The sequence below is a fragment of the Paenibacillus sp. J22P169 genome, from assembly GCF_059691995.1.
Window position 1 is genome coordinate 69,874 of sequence record NZ_JCAUAO010000015.1, and the last position, 20,714, is coordinate 90,587.

Below are 20,714 nucleotides of genomic sequence, written 5' to 3' on the forward strand. Positions count from 1 at the left end.
TGAGTTGTAGCACACAACATTTTCACGGAGGTCAAACCGATATGAAGAGAAATTTAGTTACGATTCCACTAAGCGTACTTCTCGTTTCCAGCTTTGCTTTGGCAGCATGCGGAGATAAAGAAACGCCTGCTTCAACAACAGCAGCAACAACAACGACAGCACCTGCAGCAGCAACACCGAAACCTACGGATAACACGCCGACAGCGATTACGATCATGGCACCACTGAATACGGCTCAAACACCACCGGATACGATTATTAAAGAACTTGAAAAGCTGACGAACACGAAGCTGACGTATCAATTCTTCCCGGCAGACACGTATGAAGAGAAGCTGAATACGACTTTCGCAACGGGTGCACTGCCACAAGCAACGTATTTGAAAAACCAAGCGACGTTCATTCAAATGAAATCAGCGATCCGTGACGGACAGTTCTGGGAGATCGGGCCTCTATTGAAGGACTTCCCGAACCTTAGCAAATTGAAATCCACAACGAATGACAATACGAAAGTGGATGGCAAATTGTACTCCTTGTACCGCGGTGTAGACATCGCTCGTCAAGGTCTAATCTACCGTAAGGATTGGGCAGATAAGTTGGGTCTGAAACCTCCTGCAAATCTAGATGAATTGTTCGCAATGGCGAAAGCGTTTACGGAAAATGATCCAGACGGAAATGGCAAAAAAGATACCATCGGACTTACAGATCGTAACGATCTGATCTACGGTGCATTTAAAACAATAGCTGCTTGGGAAGGCACTCCGAATAACTGGGGCGTGAAAGACGGCAAGCTAGCTCCAGAATTCATGTTCCCACAATATGTAGCAACGATGGATTATTTCAAGAAAATGCGTGATGGCGGCTACATCAACAAAGATTTCGCAGCGACAAGTAAAACGGATCAACAAAAGCTGTTCACTAGCGGTGCAGCAGGTATGTACATCGGAGCAATGACGGACGTTTCGACATTGAACAAAGACTTGGTCAAAAACGTTCCGACAGCAGTGGTTGATGTTCACAGTATGGTAGCTGGACCTGACGGCAAATTCGCAGCATGGGCATTACCTGGCTATGCAAACGTAGTACTGTTCCCGAAATCTGCGAACAAAACAGAAGCAGATCTTCGTAAAGTACTAGCTTACTTCGACAAAATGATGACACCTGAAGTAGCCAACATGGCAAACTGGGGCATTAAAGATGTGAACTACAGCTTGACAGATAACAAAGCGAAGAAGCTGGATGAAGAAAAATGGACACGCGAAGTGAAGCCATTCACAGATGCAGCGATTGGTGATGAAGATACATCCGGTAGATACTTGGGTATCCCAACGATCCCTGCACAAGGAAAAGCAGACGAGTTGAAAATCGCGAACCTGAAGTTCGCTGTTCAAGATCCAGTAGCTGCACTTGATTCCAAAACAAACCTTGAAAAAGGTGTTCAAGCGCAAGCCGTTATCACTGATGCAACGAACAAATACATTTACGGAACAATCGATAAAGCAGGCTTTGATAAAGCGATTGAAGATTGGAAAGCTCGTGGTGGCAGCAAAATCATCGAAGAATACAACGCACTTAAAAAGTAATTCAGCAACACAGTGTCTGACAAGTCAAGGCGAGAGGGCTGCTTGCATCGCGGCAGTCTTCTCCTTTTAAGGAAAGGAAGAAGTCCTATGCAAGAAGTGAATGTGTCGCAAAGTGTTGTCGCTAGGAAGTCAAGCAGTGAACTGAGCAGACGTCTTTGGAAAAATAAATGGATTTATGTCATGTTGCTGCCGGGGATTTTGTATTTTATCGTTTTCAAATATATCCCGATGTATGGACTGATCATTTCCTTTCAGAACTACAAGCCTTTCAAAGGCGTTACTGGGAGTGAATGGGTCGGGTTGGAGCATTTCAAGCGCTTGTTTACAGAGCCGGATTTCCTGAATATTTTGAGCAATACGTTAATCTTGTTCGGTATGAATCTCTTGTTCTATTTTCCGATTCCGATTATCTTGGCGCTCATGTTGAATGAGGTTAGAGGAGATCTGTTCAAGAAAGTGTTTCAAACAATTGTTTACCTGCCTCACTTTATGTCTTGGGTTATTATCGTTTCCATCAGCTTTGTTATGTTGACTATGGACGGCGGTATTATTAATGAGTTGATTTCGTATTTCGGTTTAGAAAAAGTGAACTTCTTACTAGCTCCAGAATGGTTCAGACCGATTTATATTTTACAAGTTATTTGGCGTGAAGCAGGTTGGGGAACAATCATTTATTTGGCGGCGATTGCTTCTATTGATCCTGGATTGTATGAAGCTGCTCGCATGGATGGTGCAGGACGTCTTAGACAAGTGTGGCACATTACGTTGCCCGCGATTCGAAGTGTCATTATTGTTTTATTAATTTTGAAAATTGGTGCGGTTCTCGAGCTCGGTTTTGAACATGTGTACTTGCTTCTTAACTCCATGAACCGAGAAGTTGCTGAGATCATTGATACTTATGTATATACAGCGGGTCTTAAACAAGGGCAATTCAGCTACAGCGCAGCAATTGGTTTGTTCAAATCATTCATTGGACTTGTGCTCGTGATGATTGTGAATCGGATTGCGAAAAAAATGGGCGAAGAAGGCGTTTACTAGGCTTGGGTAGAACGTAAAGCAGCTAGGAGGTTGAAGTCGTGGTAGAAGATAAAACATTAGCCGGAAGAATGTTCGGTATCATTAACTATTTGTTATTAACCATCATCGGATTGATTACGATCATCCCGTTCGTGCACGTGGTGGCAGGTTCCTTCACGACGAGTGCGGAAATGGCGACTAAGAAGTTCGTCCTCATTCCGACGGATTGGAGTATCGAGGCATATCGCTTTATTTTTTCAACGAATACCATATTTAAAGCCATGGCGGTCTCGATTGGGACGACGGCTGTCGGCACGGTGATCAGTATGTTCATCACAGCATTGATGGCTTATGGCTTGGCACGCAGAGACGTGGATGGACGTAAAATTATTATGTTCCTCGTTGTTTTTACAATGTTGTTTCATGGCGGCTTGATCCCGACGTTTCTCGTCGTAAAGGAGCTTGGTATGATCGACACCTACGCGGCGTTGATTCTTCCAACAGCAGTCAGTGCATTTAACTTAATTATTTTGAAAAACTTCTTCCAAAACATTCCTGAAGGACTCGAAGAGTCGGCGAAAATCGACGGTTGCAGCGACTTCGGTATCCTATTCCGTATCGTTCTGCCATTATCGATGCCTGCGATTGCAACGATCTCGTTGTTCTACGCGGTAACCTATTGGAACACGTACTTGAGTGCGATTCTTTACATCAATGAAAGTGCCAAATGGCCGATTCAAGTCTTGCTGCGCCAAATTGTCGTTCTTGCCAGCGGATTGGACGTAAGTTCGGACTTGGATAGCGCCACACCACCACCGGCACAGTCGATTAAAATGGCTGTTATCGTGGTAGCTACGATTCCGATTCTGATTGTGTATCCGTTCTTGCAGAAGCATTTTGCTAAAGGTGCGATGATCGGATCCATTAAGGGGTAGTCTGTGAATGGACAAGACAGCACAACACATAAGCGGGGAAATGCACATGACAGATGGGAAAAATCAGATACAGGATCAAGAAGATCAAGATCAAGATCAAGATCAAGAACAAGAACAAGAACAAGAACAAGAACAAGATCAAGCACAAGAACAAGATCAAGCACAAGAAAAAGATCAAGAACAAGAACAAGAACAAGATCAACAAGATATGAAACATGATCAAAGTGCGGAAATCAGTAAACTACTTGCCGAAATGGATCAATTGTTTGATGGTTTTGGAGCGTGGCTTAGCGGACAAATGGATGCGGAAAGCGGCGGGTTCTATTACGCCGCAAGCTCCAGACGAATGCTGGGCGGCGCTCCAGACATTGAATCCACTGCGCAAGCGTTGAACATTCTGGAACGCTGCGATTGGTTGAATACCATGTCCACAGACATGAAGCGTGGGTGTATCCGTTTCTTTCAAAGCAAGCAAGAGGCATCGTCAGGCTACTTCTATGATGACAATCCGCTGATGCGTGAAGATGAAGTGATGGTTGCCCGCGCTATTTCTTATAGCTTGAATGCATTGCGCAAGCTTGGCGGGCAGCCGCTTCATGCACTGCCATACGAGGCGCAGCAAGCGCCATCGTATATGTCCTCACCTGAAGACTATCTCACTTGGCTGGAGTCGGTTGAATTACCGAACAGCTGGCGAGGCTGTGATCGCCTTTCCACCTCCAGTGTGTATGTGAAGCAAGTCGAGCCCGCGAGCCGCAGAGCTGAGTTTGCGCAAACAGCATTCCATTTCTTCGCAAAAAAACAGGATCCTTTTACCGGTTTATGGGGGGAAGGATCCTATTATGTGCGGATCTCAGGCACGTTTAAGCTGCACATTTTCTATGACCATTTTGGCGTGCAGCTGCCAAGAGAGGAACGAATTTACCAGAGTATCCTCTATGCCTTACGGCATGAGGAAGCGGTGGATATGTGCTATATACGTAATCCGATTCACTTATTGTCGTATATGAAGTTACCCATTCCGGCAGAAGATTTACAAGAGATCATAGCCATTACACTATCGAATATGAAGCGCCTGCTTCGTGTAGACGGTGGCTTCTCCCGTGAACTAGCTCATTCGCCAACAGCGCCTAATGTAGCGCAGGTGAAAGAAGGCGAATATTACCCCGGCATGCCGAAGGCTGTTCATATCGGGGGTGGCGAAGTGGAAGGTGATATGAACGCTGGCACACAAGCTTTGTTGATTCGTTCGGTCTGCTATCAGTTAGCTGGCAAGAAGGCGCCCCCCTTGACCAAAGGGCCGACATTCCACGTAATGAATCAAAATTGAAACGTTTAAATAAATTATTTTCTAATTAGGAAAGGGGGAACCTCATCATGGCTCCTGTTCAGACGAAAACGCCACTAGAGTGGGCACAAGCTGCTTGCTATTCGATCATGGACACGCATGGACCAATGGAGCTTCCGCCTTCGGGGCGTTGGCATTACCATCAAGGCGTCTTCCTTTGCGGTATGGAAATGCTCGCACAAGCAGGGCAGGATGATCGCTATGACGCGTATATCCAAGGCTATGTCGATGGTCTAGTCGACGACAACGGCAGTCTCTATTTCGCCCGCGACGAGCTCGACGCGATGCAAGCTGGGCTGCTGCTGTTCCGCATCGAGCAGCGCACAGGCCAGCCTAAGTACCGCATTGCTGCGGATAAGCTGCGCAACTTGCTCAAAACGCTGAACCTCACCTCCGAGGGCGGGTTCTGGCACAAAGACAAATACGCCAACCAAATGTGGTTGGACGGTTTATACATGGCCGGCGTATTCTCGCTGAAATACGCGAACGCCTTCGGCGAGCCAAGCTTGCGCCAAACCGTGCTGCACCAGGAGCAGCTCATGCGCAAGTACATGAAAGACGAGCGCACGGGTCTGCTGTACCATGCGTGGGACGAAAGCCGCCGCATGCCGTGGGCGAACCCCCAAACCGGCTGCTCGCCGGAATTCTGGGGACGTTCGCTCGGCTGGTACGGCCTAGCCGTCGCGCAATTCCTGGACGAATTGCCGGCCGACGAGCCAGGGCGTGAAGCGCTGGTCAGCTCGCTGCACGACTTCGTGCATGTGTTGATCCGCTACCAGGACGCGGAAAGCGGTCTCTGGTATCAGGTGGTAGACAAAGGCGATCAGCCGGATAACTGGCTTGAGAGCTCCTGTACAAGTTTGTTCGTCTACACGATTGCCAAAGCCGTGAATCTTGGAGTTGTTGGCCGCGAATGCGCGGCAGCAGCTGTGAAAGGGTATGAAGGCTTGCTGCGTACATTGAAATTTGACGAGCAAGGTAGGGTTATTTTGCCGCTGATCTGTATTGGTACGTCTGCGGGAGACTACGAGAATTACGTAACGCGACCAACGAGTGAGAATGATCTGCATGGTGTGGGAGCTTTTGTCATGGCATGCGTTGAAGTTCAGGCGTTGATTAAGTAAAGATCCGAAGGAGCGACTTATGGCGATTTATCACATCACGACGTTTGGCGCTGTCGGAGACGGCGAAACGGATAACACGCAGGCTATCGCAGCGGCGATTGAGGCCTGCTCCCTTCAGGGGGGCGGTACGGTTTATGTACCAGCTGGGACGTATCTCACGGGCAGGATTGAGCTGCGCAGCTACATGACATTGGAGCTTGAGACGGGCTCAAAGCTGATGTTTATCAACGAATTCGACAAGTATCCACTAGTGCAGACGCGCTGGTCAGGCTACGAATGCTACGGGTACTCCCCGCTCATTTATGGGAGAGGCTTGAAGAAGGTGTCTATCAAGGGTGATGGCATTATCGATGGGCAAGGCAGCGCTTGGTGGCAAGCGTATCGAGAGATTCGCAAAGGCGGTACGTTCGAATCCGCTCAGACCCAAGAGCTTAAAGTGAAAAATCACGAGCTACGACAAACGGTGAAAAGCAATATCGTGGAATGGCCCACTCAATTTCTGAGGCCGCCTCTGCTGCAGTTGATCGATTGCGAAGGTGTTAGGCTTGAAGGCATTACATTGCAAAACTCGCCCTTCTGGAATACACATCTGGTCTATTGTACGGATGTTCAGCTTCACGGGGTTTCCATTAAGAACCCGAATGACACGCCTAATGGCGATGGATTGGATATCGACTCGTGCCAAAATGTCCGTATTTCCGATTGCTTCTTCGATGTTGGCGATGATTGCTTATGCATTAAATCTGGCATTGATGAAGATGGGCGACGGGTGGGCAAGCCGTCAGAGAATATCGTGATTACCAACTGTACGATGCTGAGAGGGCATGGCGGTGTCGTGCTTGGCAGCGAGATGGCTGGCGGTATTCGCAATGTGGTTATTTCCAATTGTATCTTCACAGGGACCGATCGCGGTATACGGATGAAAACAAACCGCGCCCGCGGCGGGTACATCAAGAACATATTGATCAGCAACATTTACATGGAAGATGTGTTCTGTCCGTTAACGATCAACTCGTTCTACCGACACGGCGTTGACGAAAGCAATCCACTGATCAGCAGTCCTCATGCTGTTCCGGTGACCGAAAGTACACCAGTGATTGAACATATACGAATTCATCAAGTAACCTCGAAGCGGACTCGTGCTGCTGCTGGTTTCCTCTATGGATTGCCGGAAATGCCGATTCGCGACGTGCAGCTATCTCAGGTTCATATCGAGATGACGATAGATCCTGCGGAGCAGGGGGACGAACCTGATATGGTTCGCGAGAAGTTAATCATGGCTGGCGACGGCATGTTGTGTAAGCATGTTGCGGAATTGGAGCTTCACCATGTGCGTATCGAAACGCGGCAGGGTCCTGCCCTGCGGTTGGAAGATGCACGGAGTGTTGAGGTGCATGCACTCGCGATGAAGGAGAAGCATTCGGATACACCGGTTGTGCGTGTTGCTCGTTCGGAGGAAGTGTTCTTCACAGGCAGACAGTCTATGGAGTCTGGTTATTTGGAAGAAGAGAAAGAGACAATTCGCTCGTAGGAGTGAGTTAAGGAGAAAGGGCGCCAGTTGGCGTCCTTCATCTTAGTATAAAAGTAAGCGCATACAGTATCGAGCAAATGGAGGAATGTTACTTGAAAAAACAAAAACAGTTGTTAGCAACAGTCTTGTCGTTAGTTTTATTATTATCGATGGTTCCTTTTAGCGGATCTGCCGCGGCTATTGGGGCAGCGTGGACACCAGTTATATTTGGATCAAATACGACTACTGACAAAAATTCCATAACAACAAATTCAAATGGGTCCGTTACACTAAAAGCTGCTAACGGAGGGAAAATTGATGGTGCGAGCGAGGGGCTGTCTTTTTACTATAAACAGATAGACTTAACAACTGAGTCAAACTTTGAGATTCGTACGAAAGCAAAAGTAGTGAGTTTTACCAATCCAGCTAACACCAACTCCAGCCAAGCCGCTTTTGGGTTAATGGTCAGAGGGAACGTCGGTTCTGTTGGATCAACTATAACATCAAATTATGTGGCAGTCGGTGGAGTTGGAGTTAATGCAGTCGCTCCTACAGCCACTGTTCCAGGCACTCCTGTTTCTACCGTTACACAGGTCGTTTACAAATCGGGGTATGTCGCAGGCGCAAACCCTGCCAAACCAGGTGCTCAAAGCAGAACGAATTTCACAAGTGTCAATGATCCTATTGATGGTGAAGAATATGATATTTCGATTAAAAAATCAGGGAACGCGTATAGACTAACGATTAATGGGCAAAGTCAAACCGTATTTCTTGATTTACTTTCCAATACAGCATATGCAGGATTATTTGTAGCTAGAGACGCTGAAATCATTTTTAGTAATTTTGACATTAGCGTGGGTACTCAGGCGGCAGCTAGTGGAATTACACTTGACACGACTTCTATGAAGAAACAGTATTTGAAGGATCAAAGTTTTGATGCAACTGGATTAATCGTACAATCAGTAACAGGTTCCGTTTATGAGGTATTATCACCTAATGATTATATCGTTACAGGGTTTGACAGCAGTAAAGTTGGAACCAATACGATTACAGTCAACTATAACGGTGCCGTCAAAACGATTGACCTCACCATTTCTCCTTTGACCGTTACGGCATTGAATACGACATTAGTTCCTGCTAAAACGGTATATTACACAAGTGATCAATTTGATCCAGAGGGTCTAGTCGTTACAGCTGGATATGATTCAGGTAGCAGATCTGATCTTACAAGCGATAAATATACAGTCTCGATTCCGAATGCTACAGTTACAGGAGCTACGTATACGTTCGACACCCCAGGGACAAAAACCGTTACGATCAGATCGACGGAGACTCCTGCACAAACGACTACCTTTAACGTGACGGTGAGAGATGCTTTGCTCACTGGTTTAGAAATCGCACAACCACCGCAAAAAACGCTTTATTATCTCGGTGATGCTTTCAAACCTAACGGAATGGTTGTTTATGCGAAATATAGTGATTCGAGAGTAAGACTGATGTCTAGCGAATATTCCGCTGTACTTGATACGAGTACTGCAGGGTTAAAGCAAGTTGTCATTTCGTATAGAGGACAACAAGCTTCTTCCAGCGTTACGGTTATACAAAAAGCATTAACAGGGATCAAAGTCAGCCAATATCCTAAAACGACTTATCTAATCGGTGAAGATCTAGTCACGACTGGATTAAGCGTGTCCAAAGTATACGATAATCTGGATACAGAGACTCTAACGAGCTTTTCCATTGATTCTTCCGCTTATAATAAAAATAGCGTAGGAACGTATGAGATACGAGTTGTTCCTACAGATACAAGTATTGCTCCAATTACATATAAAGTGGTCGTACGAGCACCTGTGCAAACACAATGGAACGCTATAAGATTCGGACAATCTGCAACTGCAGTCAGCAATACTATAACGCCTAATGCAAATGGAACTGTAAACCTTGTAGCACTAGAAGGCGGCGGAAAAGTTACCGGTGATCATGATGGTATATCCTTCTACTATACGGAACTTGATGCCGTTCAAGATAACTTCGAGTTATCGGCAGATATTAAAGTGACTCTTTTTGCTAAAAATCCATATGATGGCCAAGAATCTTTTGGGATTATGGCTAGAGATGCTATTGGAGCACCTGGTGATTCTAGTGTATTTGCTTCTAATATTGCAGCCGTTGGTGGGTACAGTGGAGGAACAACCAAACCGATTGGAACTCAATTGTTTGTTAGAACAGGTGTCGAAGCTAAGGATGGCACAGGCAGCAAAGGGATTCAAAGTACTATGCTAAAAAATGAAAGACCTGCGACAGCTACTACTAGCCCTGCTGTACCATATAAACTTACGCTCGCAAAAACAAATAGTGGTTTTATAGGGAATTTGAATGATGGTATTAATCCTCCACAGTTCTTTGTTCCTGACATCATGAACGTCCAAGATTCCAAGATGTACGTTGGGTTCTTCGCAGCTCGACTTGCGACGATTGATGTAAGCAACATCAAGTTGAAAGTAACAGCGGCAGAAGCGGATGCACCTAAGGTTGTAGGACCCCAAACCGCAGTTACACCTGATCTACAAATCCTATCCTTGGATAAAACTTCAAAGACAGACTATGACTTAACAATAAAGCCAAATGTTAACGGTACGGTCACGATCAAAAAAGGTGAAGACGTGATTGCGCTAGATCGAACTGTTGAAGCTGGAAAAATGATTACGCTGAAAACTTCGGTTGCGGTGGACACAACTACGAATTTTAGCGCTACTTTCATACCAGACGATACACAGCTTCTAACCTCATATGGTCGATTGGTGAAAACCTTCTCTGTCACCATGAAAACGTTTGGTCAAGGCGGAGACATTTATGTCTCTCCAACGGGTACAAGTGCAGGAACAGGTACCATCTCCAGCCCGCTAGATCTTGACACGGCTATTGCTTATGTAAGTGCAGGTCAGAAGATCATTGTGCAGGATGGCAGATATGTTCGCAAGACCAAGTTAGACATTAAGAATGGCAACGATGGTACGGCCAATGCCAAGAAATCGCTCATTGCCGCTCCGGGGGCAAAACCTGTCATTGACTTTGCTAGAAAATCTGAGGGCGTTGTATTAAGCGGGGATTACTGGTACGTTAAAGGGATTGATTTTAAACGCTCGGCTGGCAATACAAAAGGCTTTACGGTTGGCGGGAATTACAACATCGTGGAGAACAGTCGATTCTATTCGAATGGTGACACGGGACTGCAGATCAGCAGCACAGATGGATCCACGGATAAATCGACATGGCCTTCGTACAATCTGATTTTGAACAATGAATCCTTCGATAATATAGATCCATCGAATAACAATGCTGATGGCTTTGCTGCAAAACTGACAGCGGGTGTAGGCAATGTTTTCAGAGGTGATATTGCGCACAATAACATCGATGACGGTTGGGATCTTTATACCAAAGTGGGTTCAGGTGCGATAGGCGCTGTTACGATTGAGGATAGCATTGCTTATAATAACGGTACTTTAACGATTGGCAGTAAAGGTGAAGGCGACAAGAATGGCTTCAAGCTTGGTGGAGAAGGCATTCACGTACCTCATCTCATTCGAAACAGCATCGCTTTTGGCAATGGTGCCAATGGCTTTACAAGCAATAGTAATCCAGGTGTCAGAGCTGAAAATAATATTGGCTTTAACAATGCCAAAGGCAACTTAAGCTTTACAACGTATGCAGGCATACCTACTGATTTCACAATCAATGGTTTTGTATCCTATCAAAAAACGGTATCTGTCAAAGATAGTTACCCGGCGGAATTAAAAGCTGACAATAACTTCATGTTTGACGGTTCTAAGTCCGTTAACAAATCGGGTATTCAACTGACAGATGCCAACATTACAAGTTTAGTACCTGTTGAATCGTATACGAGAAATGAAGACGGCAGCATTATCTTGGGCACTTTCCTTCAATTTATTGCACCGCTTTCTGCACCGGCTTTAATAGCCAGTGCAAGTGACGCAAAAGCGATTTTAAGTTGGAATACCGTTACTGGAGCTACGTATTATAACGTTTATCGTGGAATGGCTCAAAACGGCTCCTATGAAAAAATTGCAACAAACGTTACAAGTGCAACGTACACAAATAGCGAATTAACTAACGGCACGACTTATTATTACAAGGTAAACGCAGCGAACGCTGTAGGTGAAGGTCAATATTCGAATGTAGTAGGTGTAGTGCCTGGCAAAGCTGATAACTCAACTGGAGGCTCTACGGCACCTGCTGCTCCAATCAGTAACGATGATGGTGTTCAAGTGACAATCGCACCGGTTATTCAAACGATCAACGGAAAAACCGTAGCTGTAGTTACGGTGGATGGAAGTACGCTCAGCAAAGCTTTTAATGCGCTCAAAACCAAAGAATCCGAAGATCAAAAAATTAATATTGAAGTAAAAAGCAGTGAAGGAGCAGCGAAGGTTCAGATTGAAGCAGACGCCTTATCGGCAGGTCTGAAAGATGCGCCAGATACGGTATTATCTATTAAAAGCAATGAAGTAACTTATAATCTTCCTGCCAAGTCGTTGGATCTTACAGGTATAGCTAAGACGCTTGGTACCGACGTAAGCAATGTAACAATCAATATCTCTATCGAAAAAGTTACGGGTCCTGCAGCAGATTTAATTAACGCTAAAGCCAAAGAGGCAGGGTTATCACTTCTTTCCGGAGCGGTTGATTTTACCATTACTGCAGAAGGCAATGGTAAGTCGACGATAGTAGATAATTTTGGAAATACTTACGTGCCGAGAAAGATTACGCTTGTTCAAACCGTAGAATCCAATCAGTTAACTGTTGTCATGTATAATCCGGAAACCGGAGAGATGACTTTCGTTCCTGCAATTGTTACAACAGTAGATGGCAAGACAGAAGTCACGATCAAACGTCAAGGTAACAGTATTTACGCAGTCGTTCAATCTTTCAAAACGTTCGAAGACGTGAAAGGACACTGGGCGAAGAGCGAGGTAGAATTGTTGGCTTCCAAATTGGTGATCAAAGGCACTTCGGATACCACTTTTGGACCTAACAATCACATTACGCGTGCCGAATTTGCGGCCCTTCTGGTTAGAGCGCTAGGCTTAAACGAAGAGGCATCAACGCGTTTCACGGATGTACCTGCAAACAGTTGGTTTGCGGGGACAGCAGGCGCATCGGCTAAAGCTGGCTTGATTGAGGGCTTTGAAGATGGCTCTTTCAGACCGAATGAACAAATCACGAGAGAGCAGATGGCGGTCATGATCACGCGAGCAATGAAAGTTGCTGGTAAGTCAGCCGTAGTTGACCTCAAGCAATTGGATAAATTTACAGATAGCAAAGGATTGAGCGTGTGGTCGAAAGAGGCCGTAGCTGGTGCGGTAAGTGCTGGCATTGTAAATGGCGTAACCGAAACAGAATTCGTCCCGGCAGCTCCAGCCACGAGAGCGGAAGCCGCGGTAATGCTGAAGAGATTCTTGCAATTTGTTCAGTTTATCAATTAATTAAGCTTGGGGAGGGCGTCTATTAGGACGTCCTCTTTTCTATTAAGTTACCAATCGTTCAAGAGAGGTGACGACTATGTTAAAATAGAATAATAGATTCAAATCATTCTAAATCAAATAGATGCCCGTAAAAAAGACAGATTGGATACGGAGCGCAGCATCGGGGGAGACAAGTAATGAAACGACTACTAGCTGTCAGTGATATCCACGGCTGTGCCGACGAATTTAAGGAATTATTAGATAAAGTAAAGTTTAATGCGGAAGAGGATCAGCTTGTTCTGCTTGGAGACTATGTCGACCGGGGACCAGCGAGTCGGGAGGCTGTGGAGCATGTGATGTTCCTAGTGCGTGAGAAAGGTGCGATAGCGCTCAAAGGGAATCATGATCAGCGCTTTTTGGAAGTGATGGGCGGGACCGATGACTTGACGGAAATGAAGTTTTTTGAGCATGGTGGCATACAGACGTTTCAAAGCTTTAGCGGAGTTAGGGACTTTGATTTGAAAACAGCAAAAGAACGCATTCGAGCGAATTGCAGCGAGCACCTTGCCTTTTTGCGGGAGCTGCCGCTTTATTACGAGAATGATACGCATATATTTGTACATGCTGGCCTTAATCCTGCTTATGCAGACTGGAAAACACAGCCGGAGCGGGACTTTATCTGGATTCGTGCGCCATTTTTGGGGCAGAAGACGGTTGTTAAGAAGCCTGTAGTGTTTGGGCATACGACGACGAAGGACATTCATGGGAAAGCGGATGTGTGGTTCGATACGGACAAAATCGGAATCGATGGCGGTTGTGCCTACGGTCTGCAGCTGAATCTCCTTGAAATTAATGGGAAGAATCAGTACAAGACGTATGCCGTTCCTTCTAAAGGCAGCTGGAAATAAGGAGCAAGAAATATCAAGAAGCGTAGTTCCGAATAGCGTACACTGAGATTACTAAGTTGAAGGGGGCAAGCGATGGACACCGATTATGAGGCGCGGATTCAGATGACGCTGGATCATATTGAGGAACATCTATCGGGACCGCTGTCCGTTGAGTGTTTAGCCGAGGTAGCCTGCTTCTCAGCCTTCCATTTCCATCGCGTCTTCCAAACCATGGTGGGAGATGCGGTGATGGAATATGTTCGCAAAAGAAGATTAGCGAGAGCGGCTTATCAAATCGCACATACGGAGCAGAAATTGATCGATATTGCCCTCGACAATGGCTTCCAATCCCATGAAAATTTCACGCGGGCATTCAAAAAAGTGTTCGAACGTACACCGCTTGCCTATCGCAAGCAAGGCATACGACCACCTAACTATCCCAAAGTGAACGTGTTGGATCGGAAATTTAATCCCTATTTAGGAGGAATATCTATGAACTACGCATTGAAAACAAAGCCTGGGTTTAAGCTGATTGGATATGAATTGAAGACCTCGTGCAAGGAAGGGCAGAATCACCGCGATATCCCGGCATTCTGGCAGAAGTATATGCAAGAAGGGCTAGGGCAACACATTCCGAACCGTGTTCACACAGGACTGCCTGTTGAGCTTGGGATCTGTGCAGATTTCGACTTGGAGAGCGGGGATTTGACCTACATCATTGGGATGGAGGCGACGAGCTTCGAGAACGTTCCTGCGAATCTAGTATGCCGCGAATTTCCGGAAGCAAATTATGCCGTGTTTACGACTCCAAAGGTGAAGCAGGATCAATTTGTAGCATCGATTCAGACTACATGGCAGGCGATCTTCTCGGAATGGTTCCCTCACTCGGGGTATGAGCATGCGGGAAGCGCCGAATTTGAATATTATGATGAGCGTTGTCATTCGAACCTGCATGAGCTTGTGGAGATGGATATTTATATTCCAATCAAGGCGAAGTAGACTTGTGAGCGTATAGTGCGCGGCATGAGTTAGGGTAAATAGAATACGTGCAAGCTGTAACATGTAGGGAATCATTTGTCACGGAAATGACATCTGAATTTCATCTCGCCTTAAGGTTCGAGGCCTATAATGAAATTCGACCCCCTTTTAAATATATATATACTTAAGACCCGCGGCCCGTTGCTGTGGGTCTCTTTTTTTGCTTATATATTAGCTGTTCTGCGGATCAGGGGAGGCTTGCGATGGAAAACATAGTAAATAGAGCTGGTGGAAGTATGGCACATAAGCATATTACTCATTCCACCTATTGACCCTGTAGTGCACCCAACGGTTTATTATTTTGGTGGGAGGGCAAAGATGTACAAGATTAGTGAATTCTCTGAGATGACGGGGTTAAGCAAAGATACCTTACGATATTACGCTGAAGTTAAACTACTCGAACCTGCATCGATTGATCCAATTAACAACTATCGGTATTACGATGATGGGAGCTACTTTCTTGCAATCCTATTAATCAAATTGAGAAAACTTGGCTTTACGATACAAGAAATGCGTTCCGTGATGGAGGATGAGTCATTCGCCCATTTGGACGAGTTATTAGTTCAGAAAAGAAAACAGATACAAAGCCAAGTTGAAGAGCTTCAAGCTCAAGCTAGAGAAATCGATGAATTTCTGGCATCGGGGAAGGATGAGGACACATGATCGAATGGAAAGAAGAAATCGTGATTAAGGCTGAAATCGAGAAAGTCTGGGCACTGTTTTCGGACAGAAATATCAAGAGAATTATGCCGAAAGTAGAGGAGCATACGCTCATTGAGAAGAGTGAAAAAGAAGCGGGAGCCAAGCATCAGCAGAGCTATCGGGAAGGCAAACGTGTGGAAACGTATATCGTGGAAACATTAGCGTATGAAGATCGAGCGAATGAGAAGAGGAAGACGATTAGCTTTGTGTTGGGGAAAGCTTTTGAGATTAAACTTACCTTTACTTTAGTTAAGATCGATCAGGAGAATACGAAATTTATATATGAGGGTCATAATAAAGGGGTCAATTTTGTCGGGAGAGCCATGTTGAAGCTGGGCAGCAAGCAGAGCAACAACAAAGTGGTGCAGGCGTTTATGCAAAGGGTTGAGCAGGAAGCCACGAAGCCAGAGTAGGTGGCAAAAGGTAAAGTAAAAGCGTGCGGGCCGGTGGCTCACACGCTTTTTGGTTTAAACTTTAAATCCACTCACGTTTTCGTTGCACGCCACGCGAGCTGCTCACAACGACGAATATCGCCATGAGGAGGAAAATTAGCGGTAGTATCGAGGTGCGCATCCCCTCATGGGAGCGGATATGCGTCAGCATCGCGCTGGCCATGATCATGCCGATGACGCCCGCAGAGATTAAGGCAGTCCGCGGCTGCCATAAGCCGATGATAAGCCCGATGCCCGCGATGAGTTCGACGGCTCCGACGATGTACATGAAGGTTACACTATACCCATATGTCGATGTGAAGACTTCCGTTTGCAGGTCATGGGCGGACAGCTTCAGAACCCCGAACATGATATAAGCTGCCGCTAACAAGATTTGAATGATGCGAGTTGTCCATGTCCAAGCCAATACCAGAGCACCTCTGTTTGTTGAAATTGGTTTTGTTAGCTTGTGCAACATTGCCAATTTCATGCGGGACGGTCCTTAAAATGAAACAGCCAAATAACTCAATGAGCCGACTTCGTAGCTTCGGTGAATGATCTCGACAGGTCGCTGCGGGTCGCCGCTGCCCATCGCGATGTAAAGCGGGATGAAATGCTCTGGGCGCGGCACCGCCATCTTCGCATTGGGAGCTTCTGTGGCGTAGTTGAACAACGCCTCTAAGTTCTGGGCTTGCATATTGGCAGCCAGCCAATCGTCAAACGCAACCGCCCAAGCGTCGGGCTCCGTGGCTTCCCAGTTCAACGCGCGCAGGTTATGGACCGTCGCGCCGCTGCCGATGATCAGGATGTCTTCCTGATCCAGACCGCGCAATGCTTCGCCGATCCGGTACTGCTCGGCTGGCGGCAAGTACGGATTCACCGAAATTTGAATGACGGGGCATTCAGGTGTTGTAGGGAACATCCTTAACAGCGGTACCCATGAGCCATGGTCTAAGCCGCGCGTGCTATCGAATTGAACAGGAATGCCCTTCGCCTTAAAGCGCTCCGCGATTGATTGAGCAAGAGCAACGTCACCTTTGGCTGGATATTTGATCTGAAACAGCTCATCGGGAAAGCCGCGGAAATCATAAATCGTGTCATAAACCTCATTCGTTGCGGAAATGGTGAGCACTTCAGTTTCCCAATGCGCGGTGAAGATCACGATAGCTTTGGGTGACAACTTTGTACCGTAATCGAGTAGAAACTGCGTACAAGCGGTATCTTGAAGAGCCATCATGGGTGAACCATGCCCTACAAAAATCGGTGAAATCATGGCGAACATCTCCTTATTTATAGTTAATGTACTTAATTATATTTAATTACTTTATGTAACTAATGATACGCCTTTGCTTTATTCTCGTCAAGTAAGTAGATTACTTTTTATTAGTTACTTAAAGGGGGAGTTCGTGCGCCGAGGGAAGGTTGCAATTAACTGGATTTCCTCCCGTTAATTTGTGGGGAATAGGCTCTTTTAAACGATTAACTGTATTTCCTACAGTTAATTTCTTCGATACTTGGTCAATACGCCGAATTCCTATGAATTAACTACATAAATTCCATCTATTTGGTGATTTCAGAGGAATACGCCGTAATTAGCTGGAGTTTTTCCATCTAATCCATCTCACAGTCCGCCACACCCCGTCACACCACGTCGCAGCTGATTCCGCCGCAACCACAACCCGCGAAACGCAAATGAGCCTCCCTCACGGGAGGCTCACTACTTTATTGCTCCGGGTCCACAACCTCTAGGCGAGAATACGAGAGTCCCTCTGTGTTTTCATCTTGCTCAACGAAACGTTTAAGCACGTTAAGTTTATTTTCCCAGTAGCGCTCGTAATACGATAACCAACGCTTGAGCTCCATCAGCGGCTCGGCCTCCAATCGGTACCGGGTCTCGCGGCCAACCTTGCGTTCTTTCACTAAGCCAGCTTCAGCTAGAATGCGAAGATGCTTAGACACTGCGGTACGGCTCATCGGAAAATGGCTGGAGATGACAGTGACAGGCATTTCCTGATCTCCCAGAAGCTGCAGCAGGTGTCGTCGTGTGGGATCGGCTATGGCCTGGAAGACGTCATGCTTTTGCGCGGGAATAGCCATCTTAAGCCTCGATGTAAGCAGATAGCCTTTGGACGATGCCTGCCCAGCCTTGTGACATCGTATCGCGAACCGTATCATGCGGTTGGCCGAATTCGGTAACCTTGTCGATATCCCAGCCGCCATGGGTGAGGGTGAATTGTGTTTTGCCATCTAACTCGGTCAATTCAAACGATAAGAACCAGTCCTTGCCCCAAGAGAACCTTAGGCGATTCGGGGGATCTAATTCTGTAACCTTGCAAGGGGATTTACCGAAAGGGCCAGCTTCCAAATGGAATTCATAGCCGATTTCCGGCATGAAATTATTTGGCATGAACCAGACTGCGATGCCTTCAGACGTGGCTACAGCATTCCATACTTTTTGAATAGGTGCATTAAAGACGAGTGTTTGTTTAATATCAGGCAGGGATTGTATTTGATTTTCCATAGTAAAAGGCCTCCAGTGGCAGTATAGTTATTTACTTTTTACCTTACTCTTATGACGAAAACGCAGCGCTGACCATGTATCATTCACCGCAACATTGCTGACCGCTCGATAGTCTGTTAAATCGCCGACTAACCCGAATAAGCTGTCACGGTTAATATCCGTTTTGATCTTCGAGCTTTGCTTAGGATACGTGATCCAGAACAAGGCGTCCTCGTTCAAATAGGCAATCGCTTTATGGATCCATGTTTCCACTTCTGCAGCATTATTAACAAAAAGCTGAACAAAATCATAAGTTCCATTCGGCTCCGCATCATCCTCGACACCGAGTGCATAGCCTTCGGGTGCCTCCATAACGAGAGCTCGTCCCTGCTTATATCGCAACTTTTTCAGCAATTCTTCTTGCATCAGACAATCTCCCTTCAAATGGATGTCCATCCACCTAGTTTTCCCGTAAAATCACTTTTCCATCGACTTCGTCAATGTGAAACCGTTTGGTTACATGTCTCATTATACGAAACCATTTGGTTTCGTGTCAAGACACATACCAAAGCGCAACTTTTGGGCGAAATGGAATATTTTAAGCAGAACTGCTCAGAATAAAGGAAAGCTCTAGGTGGAGGGGATCGTGCATGGCCATATGGGATCGTTTATTATTTTCCTTTTCGCGGAAAATGGACAGAGAGCCTAAACGGTTTGAGATACCTGCTTTAACTGAGCCTGCCAATACGGATGAGTCGATATCATTAGCTCATATTCTAGAGCAATTTGAGGATTGTATGGATGTGTTTCATCGAAACATACCTAGTATCCAAGTTGATATTGTTTATATTCCCCATATGATTGATCACACGCAATTGTCTCGGGAAGTCATTGATCCATTATCGAATATGGAAACGGATGATTTAAGCCCCATTTTGGAGCAGTCTCAATTTGAAGAATCGGATGACCCTAAGGAAATTGTCATTGGTGTATTGTCTGGGCAAGTGGCTATTTTTCATAATGGAAGGGTGTACTTATTCTTTGTTTATGGTCCTGAATCAAGGGGGGTGCAGCAGTCCGAAACGGAGAGCATTATTACAGGGCCGCATGATTCGTTTACAGAAACGGCGGGTACGAATCTCTCTTTAGTGCGAAGACGGGTGAAAAGCTCACATTTGAAAGTAATTAAGCTAGAAGTTGGTGAAGTCACCAAAACCATCGTATTCGTTCTTTATATCAAAGGTATTGTGAATATGGAGCTGGTGGACGAATTTGTACGTCGTATTCGAGGGATTGAGATTGATGCTGTCTACGATGGCAACATGTTTTCTCAGTATATCGATGATTTTCCGTATTCATTATTCCCGCAATTCCTAATTACGGAGCGCCCTGATACGGCTGTATCCAAATTGGTTGGAGGCCGCATTCTGGCAATTGTAGATGGGAGTCCCGCAGTGGTTAGCGCTCCGACGGCTTTCTTCGACTTCTTTTCTTCTGCGGATGACTATTATCAGAGATGGTCGATCGGGACTGCAACCCGAATGCTCAGGTTTATCGCCTTCGTGATTACCATTACTTTTACAGCCATCTATGTATCCGTGACCACGTATCATTATGAGATGATCCCAGAGGCGTTGATCTTAACTTTAAGAGAATCGCGAAGTAAAGTGCCGTTCCCTCCCGTAATCGAAGCGATGTTGATGGAGGTTACGATAGAACTACTGAGGGAAGCGGGGGCCCGTTTGCCGACCAAAATTGGACAAACCATCGGTATCGTTGGCGGTATTGTTATTGGTCAAGCGGCTGTTCAAGCGGGGCTTACGAGTAACATTCTCATCATTGCAGTTGCTTCATCGGCGATATCGTCTTTTGTTATTCCGAGTTATGTTATGAGTGCATCGATTCGTCTCATCCGTTTTGGTTTAATTTTGCTGGCGGGCATATGGGGGAATTTCGGTCTGATGGTGGGAATCGGCTATATTGTGATCCATTTATGTGGGTTAACGAGCTTAGGGACATCCTATTTGTCACCCTTTGCACCTACAAAATGGAGTGATTGGAAGGATATTTTTATTCGTAGTCCTTTCTCTATGCTGACAACACGGCCGAGTCAGGTGAAAACGACCAATTCCAAGAAGAATAAAATGAGAAAATAAGGA

17 protein-coding genes are annotated in these 20,714 nt (G+C 45.9%); 12 read left to right on the plus strand and 5 right to left on the minus strand.

What is annotated here, in order from left to right; translation table 11 throughout:
- The first annotated feature begins 41 nt into the window (after positions 1-41).
- From AC58QG_RS34275 to AC58QG_RS34325, 11 genes are all read left to right on the plus strand, one after another.
- Positions 42-1,580 (plus strand): extracellular solute-binding protein, encoded by a 1,539-nt coding sequence (locus AC58QG_RS34275; RefSeq protein WP_497366483.1) that lies wholly within the window; start codon positions 42-44, stop codon positions 1,578-1,580.
- An 87-nt stretch (positions 1,581-1,667) separates the two neighbouring features.
- The gene (locus AC58QG_RS34280) at positions 1,668-2,618 is read left to right on the plus strand and encodes an ABC transporter permease (RefSeq protein WP_497366484.1); all 951 of its coding nucleotides are present in this window, start codon (positions 1,668-1,670) and stop codon (positions 2,616-2,618) included.
- 38 nt (positions 2,619-2,656) lie between these two features.
- On the plus strand, positions 2,657-3,532 hold the full coding sequence (locus tag AC58QG_RS34285; RefSeq protein WP_497366485.1) for a carbohydrate ABC transporter permease: 876 nt from the start codon (positions 2,657-2,659) through the stop codon (positions 3,530-3,532).
- Positions 3,533-3,539: 7 nt separating this feature from the next.
- Positions 3,540-4,862 carry a hypothetical protein gene (locus AC58QG_RS34290; RefSeq protein WP_497366486.1) on the plus strand — a complete coding sequence of 441 codons (1,323 nt, stop codon included), beginning with the start codon at positions 3,540-3,542 and terminating at the stop codon, positions 4,860-4,862.
- Between the two features lie 47 nt (positions 4,863-4,909).
- Positions 4,910-6,004 (plus strand): glycoside hydrolase family 88/105 protein, encoded by a 1,095-nt coding sequence (locus AC58QG_RS34295; RefSeq protein ID WP_497366487.1) that lies wholly within the window; start codon positions 4,910-4,912, stop codon positions 6,002-6,004.
- A 19-nt stretch (positions 6,005-6,023) separates the two neighbouring features.
- Complete coding sequence (locus AC58QG_RS34300; protein ID WP_497366488.1) at positions 6,024-7,535, plus strand: glycoside hydrolase family 28 protein; 1,512 nt, start codon at positions 6,024-6,026, stop codon at positions 7,533-7,535.
- A 92-nt stretch (positions 7,536-7,627) separates the two neighbouring features.
- On the plus strand, positions 7,628-13,018 hold the full coding sequence (locus AC58QG_RS34305) for a right-handed parallel beta-helix repeat-containing protein (protein WP_497366489.1): 5,391 nt from the start codon (positions 7,628-7,630) through the stop codon (positions 13,016-13,018).
- A 176-nt stretch (positions 13,019-13,194) separates the two neighbouring features.
- Positions 13,195-13,905 carry a metallophosphoesterase family protein gene (locus AC58QG_RS34310; RefSeq protein WP_497366490.1) on the plus strand — a complete coding sequence of 237 codons (711 nt, stop codon included), beginning with the start codon at positions 13,195-13,197 and terminating at the stop codon, positions 13,903-13,905.
- 72 nt (positions 13,906-13,977) lie between these two features.
- Positions 13,978-14,883: an AraC family transcriptional regulator gene (locus AC58QG_RS34315; protein WP_497366491.1), complete on the plus strand. Its 906-nt coding sequence runs from the start codon at positions 13,978-13,980 to the stop codon at positions 14,881-14,883.
- Positions 14,884-15,240: 357 nt separating this feature from the next.
- Entirely contained in the window at positions 15,241-15,585 is a 345-nt protein-coding gene (locus tag AC58QG_RS34320; protein ID WP_497366492.1) for a MerR family transcriptional regulator, read from the plus strand.
- Entirely contained in the window at positions 15,582-16,037 is a 456-nt protein-coding gene (locus AC58QG_RS34325; RefSeq protein ID WP_497366493.1) for an SRPBCC family protein, read from the plus strand. Before AC58QG_RS34320 ends, AC58QG_RS34325 begins: the two co-directional genes overlap by 4 nt.
- A 61-nt stretch (positions 16,038-16,098) precedes the next feature.
- Here the strand turns inward: AC58QG_RS34325 and AC58QG_RS34330 are convergent, their stop codons facing one another.
- From AC58QG_RS34330 to AC58QG_RS34350, 5 genes are all read right to left on the minus strand, one after another.
- Positions 16,099-16,482, minus strand: a complete 384-nt coding sequence (locus AC58QG_RS34330) for a DoxX family protein (RefSeq protein WP_497366494.1) — start codon at positions 16,480-16,482, stop codon at positions 16,099-16,101.
- Between the two features lie 75 nt (positions 16,483-16,557).
- Positions 16,558-17,328, minus strand: a complete 771-nt coding sequence (locus AC58QG_RS34335) for a DODA-type extradiol aromatic ring-opening family dioxygenase (RefSeq protein WP_497366495.1) — start codon at positions 17,326-17,328, stop codon at positions 16,558-16,560.
- Between the two features lie 449 nt (positions 17,329-17,777).
- Positions 17,778-18,152, minus strand: coding sequence for an ArsR/SmtB family transcription factor (locus tag AC58QG_RS34340; RefSeq protein ID WP_497366511.1), 375 nt, complete (start codon positions 18,150-18,152; stop codon positions 17,778-17,780).
- 1 nt (position 18,153) lies between these two features.
- Positions 18,154-18,576, minus strand: coding sequence for an SRPBCC family protein (locus AC58QG_RS34345; protein WP_497366496.1), 423 nt, complete (start codon positions 18,574-18,576; stop codon positions 18,154-18,156).
- Positions 18,577-18,603: 27 nt separating this feature from the next.
- On the minus strand, positions 18,604-18,981 hold the full coding sequence (locus tag AC58QG_RS34350; RefSeq protein ID WP_497366497.1) for a hypothetical protein: 378 nt from the start codon (positions 18,979-18,981) through the stop codon (positions 18,604-18,606).
- 224 nt (positions 18,982-19,205) lie between these two features.
- On the opposite strand from AC58QG_RS34350, the gene AC58QG_RS34355 reads away from it, so the two are divergent.
- Positions 19,206-20,711 (plus strand): spore germination protein, encoded by a 1,506-nt coding sequence (locus AC58QG_RS34355; RefSeq protein ID WP_497366498.1) that lies wholly within the window; start codon positions 19,206-19,208, stop codon positions 20,709-20,711.
- Positions 20,712-20,714 lie beyond the last annotated feature (3 nt).

What these genes read in the sequence shown, in the direction of transcription:
- AC58QG_RS34275 (WP_497366483.1), top strand. Translation starts at nt 42, where the DNA reads ATGAAGAGAAATTTAGTTACGATTCCACTAAGCGTACTTCTCGTTTCC.
- AC58QG_RS34280 (WP_497366484.1), top strand. Translation starts at nt 1,668, where the DNA reads ATGCAAGAAGTGAATGTGTCGCAAAGTGTTGTCGCTAGGAAGTCAAGC.
- AC58QG_RS34290 (WP_497366486.1), top strand. Translation starts at nt 3,540, where the DNA reads ATGGACAAGACAGCACAACACATAAGCGGGGAAATGCACATGACAGAT.
- AC58QG_RS34295 (WP_497366487.1), top strand. Translation starts at nt 4,910, where the DNA reads ATGGCTCCTGTTCAGACGAAAACGCCACTAGAGTGGGCACAAGCTGCT.
- AC58QG_RS34300 (WP_497366488.1), top strand. Translation starts at nt 6,024, where the DNA reads ATGGCGATTTATCACATCACGACGTTTGGCGCTGTCGGAGACGGCGAA.
- AC58QG_RS34310 (WP_497366490.1), top strand. Translation starts at nt 13,195, where the DNA reads ATGAAACGACTACTAGCTGTCAGTGATATCCACGGCTGTGCCGACGAA.
- AC58QG_RS34315 (WP_497366491.1), top strand. Translation starts at nt 13,978, where the DNA reads ATGGACACCGATTATGAGGCGCGGATTCAGATGACGCTGGATCATATT.
- AC58QG_RS34320 (WP_497366492.1), top strand. Translation starts at nt 15,241, where the DNA reads ATGTACAAGATTAGTGAATTCTCTGAGATGACGGGGTTAAGCAAAGAT.
- AC58QG_RS34325 (WP_497366493.1), top strand. Translation starts at nt 15,582, where the DNA reads ATGATCGAATGGAAAGAAGAAATCGTGATTAAGGCTGAAATCGAGAAA.
- AC58QG_RS34335 (WP_497366495.1), bottom strand. Translation starts at nt 17,328, where the DNA reads ATGATTTCACCGATTTTTGTAGGGCATGGTTCACCCATGATGGCTCTT.
- AC58QG_RS34340 (WP_497366511.1), bottom strand. Translation starts at nt 18,152, where the DNA reads ATGGCTATTCCCGCGCAAAAGCATGACGTCTTCCAGGCCATAGCCGAT.
- AC58QG_RS34345 (WP_497366496.1), bottom strand. Translation starts at nt 18,576, where the DNA reads ATGGAAAATCAAATACAATCCCTGCCTGATATTAAACAAACACTCGTC.
- AC58QG_RS34350 (WP_497366497.1), bottom strand. Translation starts at nt 18,981, where the DNA reads ATGCAAGAAGAATTGCTGAAAAAGTTGCGATATAAGCAGGGACGAGCT.
- AC58QG_RS34355 (WP_497366498.1), top strand. Translation starts at nt 19,206, where the DNA reads ATGGCCATATGGGATCGTTTATTATTTTCCTTTTCGCGGAAAATGGAC.